This is a genomic window from Paraglaciecola sp. MB-3u-78, assembly GCF_002835935.1.
In the GTDB taxonomy this organism is placed as follows: Bacteria; Pseudomonadota; Gammaproteobacteria; order Enterobacterales; family Alteromonadaceae; genus Paraglaciecola.
Window position 1 is genome coordinate 209,453 of the sequence record NZ_PJCF01000087.1, and the last position, 18,657, is coordinate 228,109.

17 protein-coding genes are annotated in these 18,657 nt (G+C 37.8%); 6 read left to right on the forward strand and 11 right to left on the reverse strand.

From position 1 onward, the window contains the following. Positions 1-187: 187 nt before the first annotated feature. The 3 genes from CXF95_RS29090 to tnpB (CXF95_RS31655) form a co-directional block, all read right to left on the reverse strand. Entirely contained in the window at positions 188-886 is a 699-nt protein-coding gene (locus CXF95_RS29090; protein ID WP_101201866.1) for a hypothetical protein, read from the reverse strand. A 280-nt stretch (positions 887-1,166) separates the two neighbouring features. Then, on the reverse strand, positions 1,167-1,478 hold the full coding sequence (locus tag CXF95_RS29095) for a hypothetical protein (protein ID WP_157828303.1): 312 nt from the start codon (positions 1,476-1,478) through the stop codon (positions 1,167-1,169). Positions 1,479-1,741: 263 nt separating this feature from the next. Further along, a complete protein-coding gene (gene tnpB / locus CXF95_RS31655) occupies positions 1,742-1,933 on the reverse strand; it encodes an IS66 family insertion sequence element accessory protein TnpB (RefSeq protein WP_101201868.1) in 192 nt (63 codons plus the stop codon). A 79-nt stretch (positions 1,934-2,012) separates the two neighbouring features. On the opposite strand from tnpB (CXF95_RS31655), the gene CXF95_RS31045 reads away from it, so the two are divergent. Continuing rightward, positions 2,013-2,195, forward strand: a complete 183-nt coding sequence (locus CXF95_RS31045) for a DUF6444 domain-containing protein (protein WP_369809358.1) — start codon at positions 2,013-2,015, stop codon at positions 2,193-2,195. 219 nt (positions 2,196-2,414) lie between these two features. After that, on the forward strand, positions 2,415-2,747 hold the full coding sequence (gene tnpB / locus CXF95_RS29105; protein WP_101201869.1) for an IS66 family insertion sequence element accessory protein TnpB: 333 nt from the start codon (positions 2,415-2,417) through the stop codon (positions 2,745-2,747). A gap of 68 nt (positions 2,748-2,815) precedes the next feature. Here tnpB (CXF95_RS29105) and CXF95_RS29110 read toward each other — a convergent pair whose 3' ends face one another. From CXF95_RS29110 to CXF95_RS29125, 4 genes are all read right to left on the reverse strand, one after another. Continuing rightward, the gene (locus CXF95_RS29110) at positions 2,816-3,664 is read right to left on the reverse strand and encodes a glycosyltransferase family 2 protein (RefSeq protein WP_157828305.1); all 849 of its coding nucleotides are present in this window, start codon (positions 3,662-3,664) and stop codon (positions 2,816-2,818) included. Between the two features lie 430 nt (positions 3,665-4,094). After that, the gene (locus CXF95_RS29115; RefSeq protein WP_157828306.1) at positions 4,095-7,781 is read right to left on the reverse strand and encodes an acyltransferase family protein; all 3,687 of its coding nucleotides are present in this window, start codon (positions 7,779-7,781) and stop codon (positions 4,095-4,097) included. Positions 7,782-7,847: 66 nt separating this feature from the next. Then, entirely contained in the window at positions 7,848-8,672 is an 825-nt protein-coding gene (locus tag CXF95_RS29120) for a hypothetical protein (protein ID WP_101201872.1), read from the reverse strand. A gap of 132 nt (positions 8,673-8,804) precedes the next feature. Beyond that, a complete protein-coding gene (locus CXF95_RS29125) occupies positions 8,805-9,950 on the reverse strand; it encodes a glycosyltransferase family 4 protein (protein ID WP_101201873.1) in 1,146 nt (381 codons plus the stop codon). 231 nt (positions 9,951-10,181) lie between these two features. Here CXF95_RS29125 and CXF95_RS29130 point away from each other — a divergent pair, with 231 nt between their 5' ends. The 3 genes from CXF95_RS29130 to CXF95_RS29140 all read left to right on the forward strand — a co-directional run bounded on the left by CXF95_RS29130 (position 10,182) and on the right by CXF95_RS29140 (position 13,127). Next, positions 10,182-11,402: a TIGR03087 family PEP-CTERM/XrtA system glycosyltransferase gene (locus CXF95_RS29130; protein ID WP_101201874.1), complete on the forward strand. Its 1,221-nt coding sequence runs from the start codon at positions 10,182-10,184 to the stop codon at positions 11,400-11,402. A 5-nt stretch (positions 11,403-11,407) separates the two neighbouring features. After that, positions 11,408-11,989, forward strand: coding sequence for an acyltransferase (locus CXF95_RS29135; RefSeq protein WP_101201875.1), 582 nt, complete (start codon positions 11,408-11,410; stop codon positions 11,987-11,989). A gap of 106 nt (positions 11,990-12,095) precedes the next feature. After that, on the forward strand, positions 12,096-13,127 hold the full coding sequence (locus tag CXF95_RS29140) for a hypothetical protein (RefSeq protein ID WP_101201926.1): 1,032 nt from the start codon (positions 12,096-12,098) through the stop codon (positions 13,125-13,127). Positions 13,128-13,166: 39 nt separating this feature from the next. On the opposite strand, the gene CXF95_RS29145 is transcribed toward CXF95_RS29140, so the two are convergent. Genes CXF95_RS29145 through CXF95_RS29160 form a run of 4 tightly spaced genes read right to left on the reverse strand, consistent with a single transcriptional unit; the run spans position 13,167 to position 17,836 of the window. Next, entirely contained in the window at positions 13,167-14,042 is an 876-nt protein-coding gene (locus CXF95_RS29145) for an FkbM family methyltransferase (protein WP_232788103.1), read from the reverse strand. Between the two features lie 6 nt (positions 14,043-14,048). Next, entirely contained in the window at positions 14,049-15,560 is a 1,512-nt protein-coding gene (gene xrtA / locus CXF95_RS29150) for an exosortase A (protein ID WP_198556759.1), read from the reverse strand. Positions 15,561-15,571: 11 nt separating this feature from the next. Beyond that, positions 15,572-16,414, reverse strand: a complete 843-nt coding sequence (locus tag CXF95_RS29155) for an XrtA system polysaccharide deacetylase (protein WP_101201877.1) — start codon at positions 16,412-16,414, stop codon at positions 15,572-15,574. 3 nt (positions 16,415-16,417) lie between these two features. Further along, complete coding sequence (locus CXF95_RS29160; RefSeq protein ID WP_101201878.1) at positions 16,418-17,836, reverse strand: TIGR03013 family XrtA/PEP-CTERM system glycosyltransferase; 1,419 nt, start codon at positions 17,834-17,836, stop codon at positions 16,418-16,420. Positions 17,837-17,996: 160 nt separating this feature from the next. On the opposite strand from CXF95_RS29160, the gene CXF95_RS29165 reads away from it, so the two are divergent. Continuing rightward, positions 17,997-18,632, forward strand: a complete 636-nt coding sequence (locus CXF95_RS29165) for an XrtA/PEP-CTERM system exopolysaccharide export protein (RefSeq protein WP_101201879.1) — start codon at positions 17,997-17,999, stop codon at positions 18,630-18,632. Positions 18,633-18,657: the final 25 nt, after the last annotated feature.

Below are 18,657 nucleotides of genomic sequence, written 5' to 3' on the forward strand. Positions count from 1 at the left end.
TCTGCGTTTAAAGCTGTTGGTTTCCATTTCACTGATTAATATAGCGGTGATTAAAAAACCGCGATAACAAAACCACCAGAAAACCGAGAATATAGGCATGAAACAGTAAAACAGGCACAACTACATGTGTGCGTAGCCCATCATTTCACTTCTATAATCCATAATGTGTCCTGCGCGTCTTAATTAATTATATGGGTAACGCATTTCTTATTTTTCCCAAAAAACTGAGTTTGTTTGTATTATGTCTTTTGTCAAATTCACTCAAGGCAAACTCTAAGTTACCCTGCGCGCCGACAAAACCCCACAGTTTGACGAAGTCGTCACTTAAGTTCTCCACTGAAATTTTCGGACTCTCGGGTTTGTCCTTTAAAAAGAGTTCAATTTTTTTTTCGACGAATTCTACATAATCTAAACAAACCTGAAGTCGATCAGATTTTGCTATTTTAGGCTTCATTAATATTCCATGGCCATAAGCTTTAACAATAGACTCAGTAAGTTGCCATCGTTCTGCATAGCTTGCGGCGACCTTATGTTTATCCCTGGTAAGATGAATATATTTTGCTGACTTCCCAAATTTTTCATCTAAGAGCTCACTAAACCAAATAAGCCTATTGTCTATCTCTATGTGCTGGTCAGGGTAATCTAGTTTGATTTTGCTCAGTATATTTACTCTAGATTCATGTGCTGACGTAAAGTTAGTGATATGTTGACAAGCAGCGGACAACGCCGTGGAGGCTGTTCTGCCGGAGCACAATATAAATACATTCATTGGGATTCTTTTTTCTTGTAAGTTAGAGGAAGGTTTTAGTACATCATAACAAACTTTAGAATCTTGTTGGGTAAACTCCCCAAAAAGCAAGAGTATGAGTGCTTTAACATTAATCAATTGTATTATATCCCTTTAAAAATAGAGTTTCGAGGCAGATAATGCCAATGGCCGTCATCAGTTTCTTGGGCTTAACACTTACTTTTCGGCTTTTATCTGTCTCAAACAAATTAATGTAGGTGCCGTAAACGCCTAGTGTTTGCTGCTTCTTCTCCTCGTTATATTTGCCACTTATTTTCGTTCATCGTCCTAACCAAGACCCAATGTAGGTTATTTTCAATCCGCAAGTGGCTACGTTTAGCGATGGTCTGCCTATCCAAGCAGCGCATTCCATAGCGATTTAAGCCGCAGCCAGCAAATTATATTTGCGGTGTTTCTGCCGTCCATAGCCTGGCTCTAGAGTAACGCGCGCCTTTCCGGTGTCCTTGCTCTGTTGGCTTTTATGACGCTGAACAGGACGAAGATAAAACAACAGAGTATAGCTTCGAAGTTGTTGAGCTAAGCGGCACGTATCTTTGTGGTCAATGATTTCATACTGCTCAGAATTTTCAACACTGAGCTCTTTACTAGGCACATCAATAATCTGTTGCGTTGCGATGGCCCGTGTCGGTAACATCCTGCGCCTGCGTTTGTTTCTTTGAGTCGCTGACAAACAAGAAGCTTTGTGCCAGACTATTAATCTATTGTTTCTCAGACTTACGTCCAAATAACTGGAGTTTGTACCAGTTAAGTTATTAATCAACTACCATAACGCACTCTGATAAATGCACATTTTCAATATGCACAAAAGTCATCTATGCCTTGTTATTTAAGAGCGTGTCATGGTCAAAAGCATATCAAATTCAGTTAGATAAGTTGCTTGTTTTTTTGTCTTTTCGCCAATCAACACCATCAATCAGGCACTGTAACTGAATGCTATTTGAGCGCCCGTTTACTACCTTCATCGTCGGCTCTGGCAAAGGTACCTTTCGCCAGACGTATAAGCCACAAACAGCATCCGCCCTGATGGTAATAAAACACATTTATTTGCGTACGGCGCTTCTGGCTAAAGCTAAACCAGCTTCCCTCTTGTTCACGTATACCCAACTTGATTTTCACCAGGGCCATATTGACAGTGTTTTCAACTTTATCTTCAGGTAACTATTCCACTCATTGAACGATCATTTCTCTGTGTCATGCTATACCTATGAAACACCAAAAGTTTCAAGCTGAACTTACAGCCAACCCTCTTGATGAAGGCAATCAACTTATCAAAACGCTGTTGGACAGGCTCAACGAACTAGAAGAACGGGTCAAACAAACGAGTAGCAACTCCTCAAGTCACCTTCATCGGAAGACTCCAGTGCTATGCCACCTCTTGTACGCATGAGCAGTGTTAAATAACTGGGTGCACAGTTGCGTTCAGTAATTTAATGTAATGATATTTTCTGGAGTTATAGTCTTTAGCCAGTCATTGAATTTTTTATCGAGAAATAAACACACCCACGGTTAGCGCAGCGATATTGCTGCAAGTCAACGACGCTAGGTTAACGTTACCCCTTAATTGTGAGCCATTATGGTTAGCACAATTGCTTAAGGCCTTATCCTCATGAAGATGTTCATTGAGCCGTCAGATATCTATATGCATCTTGAGGCGGTGGACTTTCGTAAGTCGATTAACGGTTTGATTGTGGTGGTTGAGCAGCAACTTGAATTGTCGCCCTTAAGCGATGCGCTGTTTGTTTTTAGCAACAAGAAACGGGACAAGCTTAAAATCCTTTACTGGGATAAGACGGGCTTTGAGTTGTGGCACAAACGCTTGGAAAAGCAGCGCTTCAAGAGGCCCAAAGATGACCAGCTAACTCGCTTAGTTCTGACAGAGAAAAATATAAATACATTCATTGGAGTTCCTTTTCTTTATGAATTAGCTAATACTGAATAGTTAAAATTTCAATCATATTGGTAGAACTTATATTAACTCCAATCGTTTACATTCCCTTATTACCTGTACTATAGCACTCGCAATAACAAATTTAATATTTTGAAATAGATCCTATTAAGAAAGGTCAAAATTTTATACTTTTCAGTTTTTAAAAGAATGTCAACTCTAGGATTTTTGAACGTCTTCTTATAGTTCGACAGCACTTTATAATCTTCGTAAATAAACGGGAATAATCCTTTTAACTGTATTTCTCGTTCTTCTTTTCTTAACGTTAAATTACATGCTTGCTGAGAAACACCACCTCCTTCATATATGGAAACTATTTCGTCAATATATTGAGTTTTTGCTCCATGAATAAAGATAGCTTTAAGCATAAAATCCCAATCAGATACAATCTTTAAGCTTTCATCATAGTATCCAACAATTTCAAATAGTGATTTTTTAATAAAAGTAGCTTGGTGTCTCAGTGATGATTCAAAAAAATAACTTAATTTTACTTTTCTAGGTATCGCCCATAAGCTTCCATCTGGTTTTATTTCGTTTCCATAATAAATTTCTGAGTCACCATGAATTTGCTCACTGACATTTTTCAATACGTCTTTTTTAAAGAGGCAATCCCCACTATTCAAAAATAAAAGATAATCCCCTGTTGCATAAGCAATCCCTTTGTTCATAGCATTATAAATACCGGTGTCCGGTTCACTTACCCAATAATCAATGTTGTTATTGTGTTCTTTTAAAACCTCTGCACTTCCGTCATTGCTTCCACCGTCAATAACGACAAATTCAAAATTTGCGCAGGTTTGTTGGATGACAGATTCAATGGTTTTTTTCAACCCTAAAAAATTATTAAAGTTAATTGTGATAATCGAGATTTTCTTAGCTAGACAGTCCTCAATGGCAATAGGTATCGTCAAAATACACTCAGTAAATGGATGAAATTTGATCAGTCCATATCATATCATTATCCTAGCTTTAAGTACTTAAAGCGATTTCCCAAGTCTAAGCATACTTTTAAGTTGTTTAGTGCTCAATTTGAGGCTTTGGGTTCTCCAGAGTTTTGAAACATTCGTTTTCAATCTTCCACCGATAGCGCCCATTGATCAAACTTTGGTCTAAGATGCGCCTAACAATATCTTGATTTTGTTGTTCCAAAGACTGTTCACAGCAAAAAAAGGAATAGTTAAAAAAACACAATAAGAGGCATTGTGAAATATCTTCATAAATCCACAGTTGCCCTTAAGAATGGTTACCTTAATTAGCTCCTGTAAGACTGAACGTTACTACCAGTGTGAATTGCATATTAATTAAAACTAATTTGCAAAATAAGATTCAGATAAAGTCACGCTAATTTAGAAAAAAGCGAATATGGTTACTATATGCCATGTTAAGTAAGCCATCCATAGTTTGAACTTGCACCCGACTGCGTAAATAACAACTCTGACCATCTTTGCCTTCTTTGTTGATTGGTATAAGCGCTACGGCAGTATTTTTAAATGCAGGCACACTTATTAAATCGAGTAACTCAGGCTTTCCGGTTACACAATTAGTAATCAACTCAATGTCCAGTGGTAAACCAAAATAATCTTTTTCGCGAGTTAACTCTATTTGTATTAAAGCTATACTACCAGCTTCTGTATTTGCTGCCTCACCAGGTGAAAGCCTGAGCTGTTTTTCAGATATTTCAGCAACCAATTTAAATTGTGACAAAAACTTGCCATGACTGGCCCAGAAAGTGCCTTTTTTTAAGGCAGTCATTAGGCCGTCATAGGTTTTTTCGGGGGCTGACACATGTATTCTGGAAAAGCCACAAGGTGGGTAATCCATTTTATCGTTATGATAATCGGAAGAGGCTATGGCTCCCCATATGTCATGGCCTTCATCTAATAATTGGTCTAATGTTGAACCAACGTTGGCTATTGCGGGATCCCATCTATCAACAGTCTTAAACAGGGCCCGATAACTTCCTATATCGGTTGATTTTTGATGTCCGGGTGCCCCAGATATCGCCATAATATTTTGTTTGTTAGCATTCCAGTTTTTGATATCAGATAAGTTTTCGTCTGCTGTCTCGTCTTTTCTACTGGGATGATTATAGATTGCGATCGAATGATTAAACTCGTCATCACTTTTGAAAATGTTATCAAAAATGAACCTGTCTCTTATTGATTCTGGTAAATTGTAACTTTTATTAATTTTAGTAAATACTTCGGGTAATACCGACGATTCGAATTCTGGTGTTGTGATTATATTGACGTGTTCTCTCTGTTCATAACCCGGCATACCTAATTCAACTCCATTTAGGATGAGTAAATTAGGGTATTGAATTCTTAACTGATTAATTTTTGCTATTTTTTCCGGATTGAACGAACTTAGGCGGTCGGTATGATCAGTAATAGCCAATGCATCACACCCATTGCTATATGCCAGCTCTGTAAGTTCGCCTAATGTTAGATTGCCATCAGAGTATTGTGTGTGTGTGTGATGGTCAAAAATAATATTTGCATTATTACTTGCCCATGAAATCGAATTCTCTTTAGAGTTTCCTTGATTATTCAATATATAAAGAAGCCCAACAGTACCCATAATTAAAACAGCACCACTACCGATTTTGTAGGTGCTGAGTCTAGGCCTTTTAGAACGACTAGTTTGCGAAGTTGCTTGTTTAATTGGTATATCTGTCACAATTAATTTTTCCTTAGTGAATTTTCTCATTACCAAACTTTCAAAATATTTATATGACAAATGTGCAAGCAATAATGTCAATATTAGTGATGATACGCCATATAAAACCACATTATTTGTGACACTAAGGCCAGCCAAATCAAAGGCCATCTTAGTCGCTTTGAGTAGGGGATAATGGAATAAGTACACCCCATAAGAGATGATGCCCACCCATCTCAAAATTGGCAAATCTAATAGCCGTTTTGCAAACACTGAATTAGGCGCAGTAACTAATATCACACCCAATAAAAGTGGTACCAAGGGGAAGTTGTAGCGCCCGTAGTTAAGCTGAAATAATTCGTCCAAAGGCGTTGATAAAATGACTGCCACACTTATAGAGGCTAACCAAAAAAGTGATTCGCATAATATTGGCTTTTGTTTTCCTGAGTCACGGTAGGTAAGAAATAAACTCGCAGCTACAACTCCAATTAAAAAATGCGGCAAATGGGCCATGGTTGAATACTTTAATGCTGCGCCATTAACCGATTCCAATTCAATTCCGAAAGGCCAAATAAGCGGAATTCTGATTGGCCAGTCATTCCACTCACCTAGCCAGTTCATTAGCAACTTGTAAAGTACATAAATGACAGGGACAAGAACAATAAAGACTAAGGTGCCACTTTTACGATTTAGTTTTTTAATTGAGATAAAAAATAGTGGTAACAAAAGATAAAACTGCATTTCAACTGCTAATGACCAAAATGGAGGGTTAAGACTCATAACTTGGTAATCTTTCAAATTATGCAGAAAAAATAAATGACTCAATATATTGTTGAAATTGACTTCAGCTCCTTTAAATCCTTTTAGAGCCATCAACAAAATAAAGCATAAATAGAATAGTGGAATAATACGAATAGCACGCTTAAAAAAGTAATGCTTAATGTTGGGTAAGGTTTGCTCTTGATTGGCCTGCCAAAAAGGGATGGATAACAAAAAGCCACTTAATGCAAAAAACAAGGCTACCCCTGTGTTGCCATTGACCATCCACCGTTCAAAATCAAAAGGCCCTAATGCCCCACCAACATTAGTAAATTGTTGAAAATGTACTATGAATACCGATAATGCGGCGAGGGCCCTAAGGCCATCAAGGCTGGCAATATCACGTTGGTTAATACAAACCATTTTACTTTGCGATAGATTGGTATTTGAGACTTTGGTATAACCGGGATTGTCCCGGATGATTTTTTGACCGTCATGGTTGGATTTTGTTAAGCAAAGTGAAAGGATGTAACCACCTAATAATACGAGAATTGCATCAGTAATTTCGGCGACTGAATTGGTAAAAAAACGTTGAGAATACTCACCAATAAAAATAATTATGGCAACCGTAATAGTCGATAACCTTAGCTTATTAGTGACTAAGTACATTAACCAGACTGCGCTAATATAGAACAGCATTTTTTTACTCATAGCAATAATATTCAGCAGAATGTTGCCATTAAGAGAGCCTGAAAATGGTAGCCAATGAAAATCCGTAGGGGAAGGTTTTAACTCAAATGGATACAAGCCATTTTGAATAATAGTTAAGACTAATGCTAAAAACAACAGTTGCTTATTGACTAGTGACTTCAAGCTTATCCATATAACTAGAGCAACAGAGGCTCCAAAAAACTGTGAGATATTAATATTATTATTAATAATTAGGAACTTAACACTAAGCACAGCAAACACCATAACAACAAGCTTACCTGTAGTTAGCCACTTTAGTTTCGCCTGAGAAAGTAGATAAAATGAAATCAGCCACGTCACTACAGACTCATAAGTCCAATACCAATCTATTTGTGGATGATAAATAATTTGTTTAAAATTAGTTTTCAATACATCAAAGTCTAATGCTGGTGAATAAGGCGCAAGTTTAATAAAAATCAAGGCTAAACCCAGGTAAAATGAAATGACTAAATAGGGTGATAATTCATAGCTAAAATGAATGCGCCTTGAGGTAGAAGCTTTAGCCAGCACAATACCAATTAAACAACCAAACACATTCCAAATAGCATCTCCTCCCCAAGGAATGCGATCAGTTGTCCAAACTTGCCCTACTTGAATGATGAAAGCGAGCGCAAAACCTATCACCAGAAACTCGCATGCACTCTTGATGGTCAACTGATTGCGAGACGCCTTAGTTATTACTAATCCAAAAGGAATAAAAAGAACCGTGTTAGAAATGAGATCACTTACAGAACTATTTAAAAAATTAAAGTTTAACAGTCGCCAAATTCTGGCTTCGATATCGATACCCCATTGAAAATGAAAGGGATAATATGAACCATAGATGATTACAAATACTATTAGATAAAGTAAAATTCGCATAGAATTGTCGCTGCTAAAAATAGGTGTTAATTGGTTGTTTTCCTTATGACGCACATCACACAATGATTAATTTGTGTGATTCTTTGTACGTTTTATTTTAAATAAATAAACTAATGAAAAAAACATCATTAATATTGGAAATGGCCATTTTAACCAGTAAGCGAATTTTTCAAAATAGTATTTTTTGGTAATAAAATGCTCAACACCATCCCATTGATTGTAATTTTCTTTATATATTCTTTGGAATAGTACAAAGTCCCTTAGAGGGTATCCAGCTTCTGAATAGAGTTTTGCTATTTCGCTACTTTTGGAGGGAAATTCCTGTAACGAAAAAGGGATAGTAACGCCATAATCAGCGTCAAAAATGTATTGTTTGCCGTTTTTAAATGATGCGGCAACCACTACGTGGCCTGGAAATGTAATGATTTTATTACTGATACCCTGCTCATTTAAAACTTGAGAAATAACCATTGAAGCGTCACCACAAATACCAATACCACGCTCTAAACTCCGGTGATAATTGGCAAAATGATATCTTTCATATTCAGGTATACCTGAGAATTTCCCCATGAAATATAAAAAATAATTCTCCCATATTGGGACTAATTGATTAAATTTTTCTTCTGGGTAAACAATCCACTTTATGTGAGCCATCCCCCGAGCAATAACGTTGGTGATCCTAGACGCAAACTCAATATCGTTTTCGTTTTCACGTCTCAATAGCTCTAAGGAAGTAGAATTGAAATCTGTAGGCTGATCATTTGGAAATAGTAAATATTCATTGTGAAAATCATCTACACGGATTTCTTTATTCAATCCATATAGGTTAACCACCAGAAGTAAAGTCCCAGCTAGTAAAGTTAAATAATGGAAGCTCATTTTGAAATGCACTAACAACCCCTTATATTTTATAACATTATGTATCATCGAACATATAATTAAAGTAACGACTAAGTAAAACCCCGTTTTACAAAATACTTACCACGTCCTAGCATCCCAGTTGATTTACACAACTGTCTAGTACTATCTAAATAACGCTTTTGCCTTGAGTACTAGTGCTTTCCAGTCAAGATTTTGCAATATGTGCGCTCTTCCTTTATCCCCCATATCTTTTAGCTTTTGATTATCTGTTAATAATTCAACTACTGTTGCAACAATATTATGTTCTCGGGTTGCGTCAATGATAAAACCGGTTTGGCCTTCAATTAAGGTTTCGCTAGTGCCTCCAGAATCTCCAGCTATAACCGGTTTTCCACAGGATTGAGCTTCGACTAACACCATGCCAAAACCTTCAATATCGTTGCCTATAGTGCGGTTAGGCAAGATAAACAAATCACATTGCTGATAACATTGAATCATTTGCTGATCTGTAATTTCTCGCAAAAATTGTACGTTATCCTCTACCCCAAGTTCTGCCGCCAGATTCTGTAACATCGTAAGGCAGTCTCCGTCACCCACCACTGCATATAAGATATTGGGAATATCTTTTTTGACCGCAGGCAGCGCTCTAATCATCATATCCTGACCTTTTCTAGCTTGCAGACGGCCTACAGTTAAAACGACCTTTTTATCCAGCCAGTTAAGCCGAGCACGGATTTCAACGTTAGGCTCTGCTGGCACAAACTGACTACTATCAACTCCTGGATGGAAAACGATAGCTTTGCGACTAGCAGCTTCACCAAACTTCGCGACTAAGTTTGCACTGTTTTGACTATTGCAAATAATCTTGGTCGCCCGTTTGATAACTTGTTTACATAAAAAATTTTGCTCTCGGCTACTAGCAGCCGTTTCTAAATCTTCCCCATGCACATAACAGGAATAGGGGATACCTGTGAATATATTGAGGATCCAAGCCATCACCCCTTCAGGCAACACACGTCCACAATGTAACCTTGTTATTTTTTGTTGTTTTATTTGCCTGCGGATAAGCAAAACTGTTTTTAAATAAAAAAAGGCACCTGTAAGGCTTATAAAGCCCCACTCTGAAGAACTAAGAGTATAACGGGAGATACTCAAGGCAGAATCCGTATCAAATAAGTCACTGTCCTTCCACTCGCCTGCCAATACGGAATATTCAGCATGAGGCAAACGAGAATAAAGCTCCCAAAACCAGCGACCACTGCCACCCGATTTAGGGGGGAAATTTTCTGTGATCAGTAATGTTTTCAAACAGTTGTAACCTCATATAAGTTGCAAATACAGTTTATCCGCATTTCTTTGACAAAGGAATCATACTAACAATCCGTTCAAAATAAATGTTACATTGTGTATTATTTATTTTAGCGCATTTAGGTTATAGATTAAGTGAAATTGTCACGCGACACTGCAAAATTTTATTAATGAAAACCTGAATATCACTGTCAACTTACAGCAAAATACCAGAGCATCAATATCAAACCTATGAAGATTCTTATTATTGCACAACGATGCCCTTATCCACCGAATAAAGGTGAAAAAATAAGAACATTCCACCAGTTAAAGTTTTTCAACGAGTGTGGACATGATGTTATTTTAGCCAGTCCATACGAGGACGATTCTGAACAAATACACTTTAATGAGTTAAAAAAGCACTATTGTTTCGAAGTCCTAAGTGAAAAGCTCCCAGCAAAGCCAATAAGATTAGTATCCGGCGTTTTAAAAAACAAAGCATTAAGTATCAGTAATTTTTACAGTGCAAAATTACAATCTAAAATTGATGACGTATTGGCATCACAAAAGGTTGACGTTATTTTTTGCTCTGCATCGAGTGTTAGCGAGTATATATTTCGCTCTAAGGAATACGCAGATCTTAATCCACCTCCTGCGCTTATCATGGATTTTATGGATGTTGATTCGGATAAGTGGGCGCAATATCAGAAAAGTCATCAATGGCCGTTGAGCACCGTTTATGGGCGAGAGTCTCGTCTAATAGCTGACGTTGAAGCCAAAATAGTTAAAAAGTTTGATCATTGCCTATTAATCACCCAAACAGAAGTAGATTTGTTTCAAAGTATCCATGGCAATGTAAAAAACTTAACCGCCATTGAAAATGGACTTGATACAAATGTGTTTTATCCCCCCGCAAATCCAAGACAAACGGCACATCCCTATTTTTTATTTGCGGGGGTTATGGACTACGCTCCCAATATTGACGCAGTCATGTGGTTTATGGGCTTAGTTTGGCCGGCTGTTAAAAAGCAATGGCCAGATGCTAAATTTTGCATAGCAGGAATGGATCCAACTGACAAAATTAAAAAGCTTGAATTGAATGAAGGAGTAGAGGTGACAGGGTTTGTGGAAGATATTAAACCTTACTTTGATAAAGCTAACATTTTTATCGCACCTTTTAGAATAGCCCGAGGGGTACAAAATAAAGTGTTACAAGCTTTTGCTTGCGGGCTGCCGGTGATCGCCTCATCAATGGGAGCAGAAGGCATTCGATGCAATGTTGAACAAGATATATTGCTAGCAGATACTCCCGAGCAATTTATAAATAGAATTGAACAGCTAACCAACAATCAACAATGTTATTCATACATAAGCAATAATGCATTAAAAAACATTACTAACAATTACAGTTGGGAAAGTATCTTGCAGCCTCTAGAAACATTATTGAACGATAATAAAACAACGCCAATGTGAGCAATATGAAAAAAATTATTAAAACGTTGTTCCGCTTAGTGTGCAATCTCATGATTATGCCACTCATAGGTTTATATATTTTACTTATACAAGTAGCAAATAAAGACGCTGTTTTCAGTGCATTTTCGCAATTTCTCAGCCTCTTCCCAGGAAAATTAGGCGCCTATTTCAGAGCCTCTTTTTATCACTTTACGATGCAACATTGCGACCTCGATACAGTTATTAGCTTTGGCGCCTTGTTATCTCAACAAGATACTGAATTACAGTCCGGCTGTTATATTGGTCCTCATAGCAATATCGGGAAGTGTCGTATTGAAGCCAATTGCTTATTGGGTAGTGGCGTACATATATTAAGTGGAAAAGAGCAACATAACTTCGATGATATCGACCGCCCGCTAAATCAACAAGGCGGTAAGTTTACTAAGGTTGTTATAGGTGAAGATAGCTGGTTAGGTAACGGCGCCATTGTAATGGCAAATGTGGGAAAGAAATGCATAGTGGCGGCAGGAGCAGTTGTAGTTAATGATGTTCCTGACTATGCAATAGTCGCAGGAAACCCTGCTAAAATAATAAAAATGCGTAAATAAACCGACTAATTACCCCCAAAAGACTAATAGGTGAAAAACTATTAAAGCTATAAGAGTGAAGTTGATGAGGCCAACTGAGAGGTTGATATTATTGAGTGCAATCTTTATGTTAAGCTTTTATTTGCCCGCTGCGCCCAGCCAAAATATTCAACAAACGATCTCTGTTACCACAAGCCAACAGCTTCATGCCGCCCTGAGACAAGCCAATAAAGTTGGCAATATGCAAATTATTCTTGCAGATGGCATGTATAAAACACAAAAAACGCTCATTGTTGTAGCTGATAATATCAGCTTAATGTCTAAATCTGGAAACAGAAACAGTGTGGTAATAAGTGGGCGCGGCATGCGCAAAACGAAGGGAGTTGATAACCTGATCCGAGTATCAGGAAAACACTTCACGCTTGATGGTATAACCTTGCAACAAGCAGGTAACCATTTAATGCAAATTGCAGGCGAGCAAAACGCTGATTTCCCCACTCTGCGTAACTGCGTGTTGCGAGATGGTTTTGAGCAACTTTTAAAAGTGAGTTACAACCGTAACACCAAAGTTTCCAGCAATAACGGTGTGATTGACAACTGTGAGTTAGTTTACACAGCTGGTATCGGCCCCCAATATTACATTGGAGGTATAGATGTTCACGGTGGTCATAACTGGGTTGTTAAAAGAAGTGTATTTCGTGGTATAGCGAGCCCAAACTCTCGAATTGCAGAGCACGCAATTCACTTCTGGAACAATACTCAGAACACGTTAGTCGAAGACAACATCATCATCAATTGTGACCGCGGCATTGGATTTGGTATGATAAATCGCCCTAACATGGGGGGAGTGATACAAAACAATTTAATTTTACACAGCGCCAATAAACACCCTAATGCAGACGTTGGTATTATTCTTGAAGAAAGTCCTGACACGAAAGTTTTAAATAACAAAATTTATTTAGCACACTCTTACAAAAACGCTATTGAATATCGATTCGCTTCAACAAAAAATGTTGAAATTAGTGGTAACCTCACGAATAAAGCAATCCGTAAACGAGACGGTGCAAGTGCAGTATTAAAAGAAAATAAAAGAAGTAAAGTACTGAGTGACTATTTAACAGAACAACAATTAATCACTTTCTCATTTATGCTGGACTAAGTAAGCTAAATTCAGACGACGTCATGTTAACAGTGGCCGCTATCGAGAGATGCCAATAATGTCGTATTGACCCACTGGCATTTGTTCAAAAAAAGGCAGGTTACGATTTATAGGCGTATTATTATAAAGCGGTACTATCCAGTCGACATGTCTGATTTGTTCGGTTATTGCAAACAAATCATCAGGTGTATTGTTGGTTCTTGCCAGCACGTCAGGATGAATTTCTATTAGAATTATCACTTTTTTTGCGTTTTTAATGAGGCTCTTAGCACCAAGCACGGCCTGTATTTCTTGCCCCTCGACATCAATTTTTAAGGCTATAGTTTCCTCAATTGAGATATCTGTTTGTTTGGCTGACCAAATATCTAGAGAAGTCACCTTTGTGTCGCCCTCACCGCTATTATCTATGTAACCTTCATGATCATTTAATCTTTCTGAGTCAGCATGAAAAGTGGCAAAACCCTCAAAGTCAGATACCGCCGCGTTAATACACATTGATGACTGTCTAATGTTTTCTAAATTTACGGCTAATACCTCAAAAGACTTAGTATTAGGTTCAAAAGCAATTACATTTTTCAAGTTGTTACAATGTGTTGCCACTAGAGATGAAACAGTGCCAATATCGGCGCCAAGGTCAAAAAAGGTAAAGGGTTTTTCTAGCTCTGTCAATAGATTACAAAAAGGTAAAAATTCATCCAAGTAGTAATTTTCAGGACCTTTTTCTAACCAAAAACACCACTCTCCCACGGGTACATTAAATGCCCGCCCCTCAATTCTATGAGTAATGACTTTGCTGCCATATCGCTTAGACAACCACAAATAAAACGCATGTTTTCCACGCCAGACTCTCTTCTGTAACAACACCAACAGACTATTAATCCCGTTACCAAAAAGCCTGTGAGTTTCCATCTTCATGTTGTGTTATCTAATCTCGATGGCTTGATTCAATTCAATAATACTTTGCTTTAAAATCCCTTGGAATTCAGTCTTTTCCTGCTCTGAGGAAACATTTTTGGTTTGCTTGGAAATGGCAATTAAAGCACTACCAACATGGTTCCCCATTAATATTTGGTATGTTTCATATAACTTGGCAATTTTATTATTGGTGAACATTTTACCGTCAATTAGGTACCAAGAGCTCAGCAGCCTTTTACTACTATGATTCACAATTGTAGATATTCGTATGTTTTGTTCGGATCCCAATTGCAAGTTGCTATTAGATTTTAGTGACCATGACTTCTCAGTGTAAAGTCGGTTTCCAGAAGTGATTAGCTCTCCGTAACCTAACGGATACCAAGCTACATAGACATCAATGGGAGTATTCAATATCATCCGGCTATAATGAAATTCTTGTGCAGGCTCAATGAATTCTGGTTTCCAATTGCTTGAATAGTTTGCTTGGTCAGCCCCCTCAGTTAAGCTTAAAGTTAGGTGGGTAGTGGCAGATGATTGATTTAGCTGAGCAGTAATGAGTCTGAACCAAGCAGAATAAGCGATCATCAGCACTAGAATACACATTAACGAAGGATAAAAAGACTTATCAGTTTTCCACCTGTCACTAGCTAATTCTGGCTGTAAGCCTTGAACTTGTGGATGTTTCTCCCTAACCATCTCCCCAATACCTAGCAAACATACTATGACCAGAGAGAAGAACACCCAACCATAAATCAGGTGGTCTGCGCCAACAGCATGTTCCATATCAGTTAAATAGCCTGTTAAAATAATTCCAAATACACGGATGCCATTGGCGATGATAGGAAATGCGATAGAAATAAGCATGAAGATGATACGGCGCTTTGTAGAGCTAATATTCAAATAAGCGTAAAGCGAACCAATTACTAAAGATGCGATAAAAAAACTGATCCCGGAACAAGCTTCTGCTACTAAAAATCGACCTTGGGGAATTTCGATATATAGTCCACTTCTATATACAGGGATACCCGACCAATTAAGCATCACCATAGACAAATCAGCGGTGACCTCTTGCATTGCAGGTATTAACTCTTCACCAACAGGAATACAAAAAAGTATAAAAACCAGTGGGAACAATATCTTTAATGCTAATTGATTGCCGATAAATGCCCACACACTCAATGGCAAGAAAGTAAATGTCGCCACATGCATAAACAGCTGTACATCTCCGGCTAAGCCAATAGCATAAAGAGTTAAGCTTCCTAAGCACAAAAACAATACAAAATAATTGGGCTTAAAGTGTTTTAAACTGAGTTCATGACGCTTTAAATAAATAAGGAATATGGAACCAGGTAGCACAAACAAACAGTGGTTAAAGATGTCGGAAATCAACCAAATATCGATGGCTGTAATTAATCCTTGAAAAAAGACCGCTACCCAAGTACCCAAAAGCAAAACTAGGCAAACAAAAAATGGTCTTATCGATAATGCATCGACCTTACTAGTGGGAACTCCGTTCACAATACTGTCCCTTATTTTGAAGGTATATTATATATATCCTTCATGGTACCCCATGAAAAATCGTTCAGTAGGCGCTCTAACTTGCCATAAGTTTTATCCAAATTTACATAGTGTCGGAATCTGGACTTAAGCGGAGCATGGCTTAACCGAGGTTGTTCGCTATCAATCTCCCAAGGGTGAAAATAAAACGAATATAGCTGATTTTCTTTTTTAAGATAACTTGACACTAAAAACTTAGTTAGGCTGTAGGGATAAAGTCTAAAGAAACCGCCCCCACCGATCGGAGTCTGCTTACCTAATAGTTTCAGCGTTGGAATAGGGATTTCAATAATCCCCTCTTTACGCTTATATGCAAACCTTGGCCAGTCTGGCGTTCCATATAGGTCATGTTTAACCGGGTAAGTACTTGAGCTGTAACCAAAGTCTAACTCTGCCAACACTTCAAACGCCCACTCATTATCGTAACCAATTGAAAAACTTGGAGCACGGTAACCGGTGACGCGTTCACCAATTAAGTTTTCAAGGTGATCCTTTGAACGTTTAACATCGTCAAAGAACTCACCCCGTGTTTGTGACGTAGCCCGACGATGAGCGTAACCATGACTAGCTATTTCGTGGCCCTGACGATATATTTCTAAAATTAATTCTGGATAACGTTCTGCCACCCAGCCCAAAACAAAGAAAGTTGATTTAACATCGTATTTGGCAAAGAGATCTAATAACCGACGTGTATTAAAATCAACTCTTGGCTGGAACTCCTTCCACTGTGAAGGGTCAATAATCGATTCAAAAGCGGATACATGAAAAAAGTCTTCCACATCAACCGTCATCGCATTTAGTACTTGATCGCTCAAAACTTATCTTCCTTTACCAAATAGCACAACTTCGACAGTGCGAATAAGAATAAGAATATCTAACATCAGGCTCTGATGTTTAACGTAATACAGGTCGAACTTTAACTTTTCCATAGAATCTTCAACACTTGCTCCATAGGGATAGTTCAACTGTGCCCAACCAGCTAAACCTGGCTTAACATTGTGCCTTTGATTGTAATATGGTATTTCTCTAATCAATTGTTCTACGAACTGCGGTCGCTCAGGCCTAGGACCAATAAACGACATCTCACCTCTAAAGATGTTAAGTAATTGCGGCAGTTCGTCAATTCTATATTTGCGAATAAACTGACCAACCTTAGTTACCCTAGTATCATTGGTGGTAGCCCATTTAGCCCCATCTTTCTCAGCGTCTGGGCGCATACTTCGAAACTTAATAATTTTGAATAAACGGCCGTTATGGCCAACTCTTTCTTGATTATAAAAAATCGATGCATTCTTTACATTTACATCCTCAAAAAAGATAACCATGGCGGTCAACAACATAAAGGGCCAGGTAAGCAGTAGAACAAGCGTTGCCATTATACAATTCATCGAATAATCAAGAGCATCTCTTAAATAGTTTTGTGAATTGAACCCATTAGAGTAAATAACCCAGCTTGGATACATCAAATTGACAACTATTTGACCTGTTTCCCTTTCCATAAAATCAAGTAAATCAGTGACTTCAACACCTCGTAATCTACAATCAAAAAGAATCTCAACGGGTAACGTACCTCTCCTTTGATCGCAAGCAATTACCACTTCATCTATGTCATTATCTGCGATAAAATTTCTGAAGTTCTCGTCTATCTTTACATGTATAAGTTTTTCATTCTGAATACCTTCCTCCCTATTGTCCCCAGGGATAGGAATAAAACCGAGTAATTCAAAACCAAACCTGTCTACTTCTCTTCTCATTCGCTTTTCGATAATGGAGGCTCTCTCACCTGCGCCAATGACAATTATCTTCGATTGCCCAAGACCAAGAATGCCCAAACGATTGATAAAGTAACGAAAAATAACCAAGATGAGAATAGTCATGCCTGCATAGGTGGGCAGATAGTATTGACTAATTTCAATATTAGTGAGGAAAGTATTAGTGATGACTTCAATGATAAAATAACTAATGGCTACACTGACAAATATCCTTCTAATGATCCCCCTAAAAGTCTCTCTCAATTTTGTTTCGTACAAACCCACAGACAGGGCTGCAAGAACAACCAAAACAGCAAAAAGACCTACTTGAGAGGCAAAATCTATGAGAGGTACAACCACATAAGATGAACCAAATAAATACTTAACCAGAACCGAGGCTAAGTAACCCACATAACAGATAATGATGGCTTCAAGAAGCATCATTATATTTGAGCGACGTATCTCTTTGCGATTACCAAAGCTCATTTACTACCACCTTTTGAAACAAAGTTTTTAAGATTACGCATGGATTAACATACCCATAATCATTTTTTTCAATTTAATCATCATATTATAGTTGTCTAGCCAGCCTAAAGCTTGCTACATTAAGCGCCTGTGATTTCAAACATATGGGACTGTAATCTACATGAAGACTAGCAAAATAGCATTGTCAAATTTAATGTTTTTTTTAATTATAACCTCAGTAGGTTGTTCCAGCAATTCTGGAAAATTGCCCAGTGCAACAAACTACTCGTCGATGACCACGTCTGTAGAGGATTATCAATACTTAATAGGGCCAGGTGATAGCGTGTCTATATTTGTCTGGCGGAATCCAGATATTTCCGGCAGTTTTGTGGTGAGGCCAGATGGTATGGTCACAACATCTTTAGTAGAAGATATTAAAGTATCTGGCAAAACGCCAACAATGTTAGCAAGACATATAGAAGTCGAATTAGCAAAATATATCAATAATCCCAGAGTGACAGTAAGTGTGGGTGGCTTTAAAGGACCGCTATACGAGCAAGTGAGAGTTATTGGTGAAGCGACCAACCCTAGTGCAGTGAATTACACAGAAAAAATGACCTTGTTAGACCTGATGATATCTGTAGGCGGTTTAACTGAGTTCGCTTCAGGAAATAATGCTAAATTGGTCAGAATGGTGAAAGGTGTACAAAAGACATATGAGCTAAGAATTGATGAGTTGATTAAAGAAGGTTCAATAGAAGAAAATATAGATATGTTACCGGGCGATATCATCATTATTCCTGAAGCATGGTTTTAGCAGTTAACATAGAAGTGGATATTTA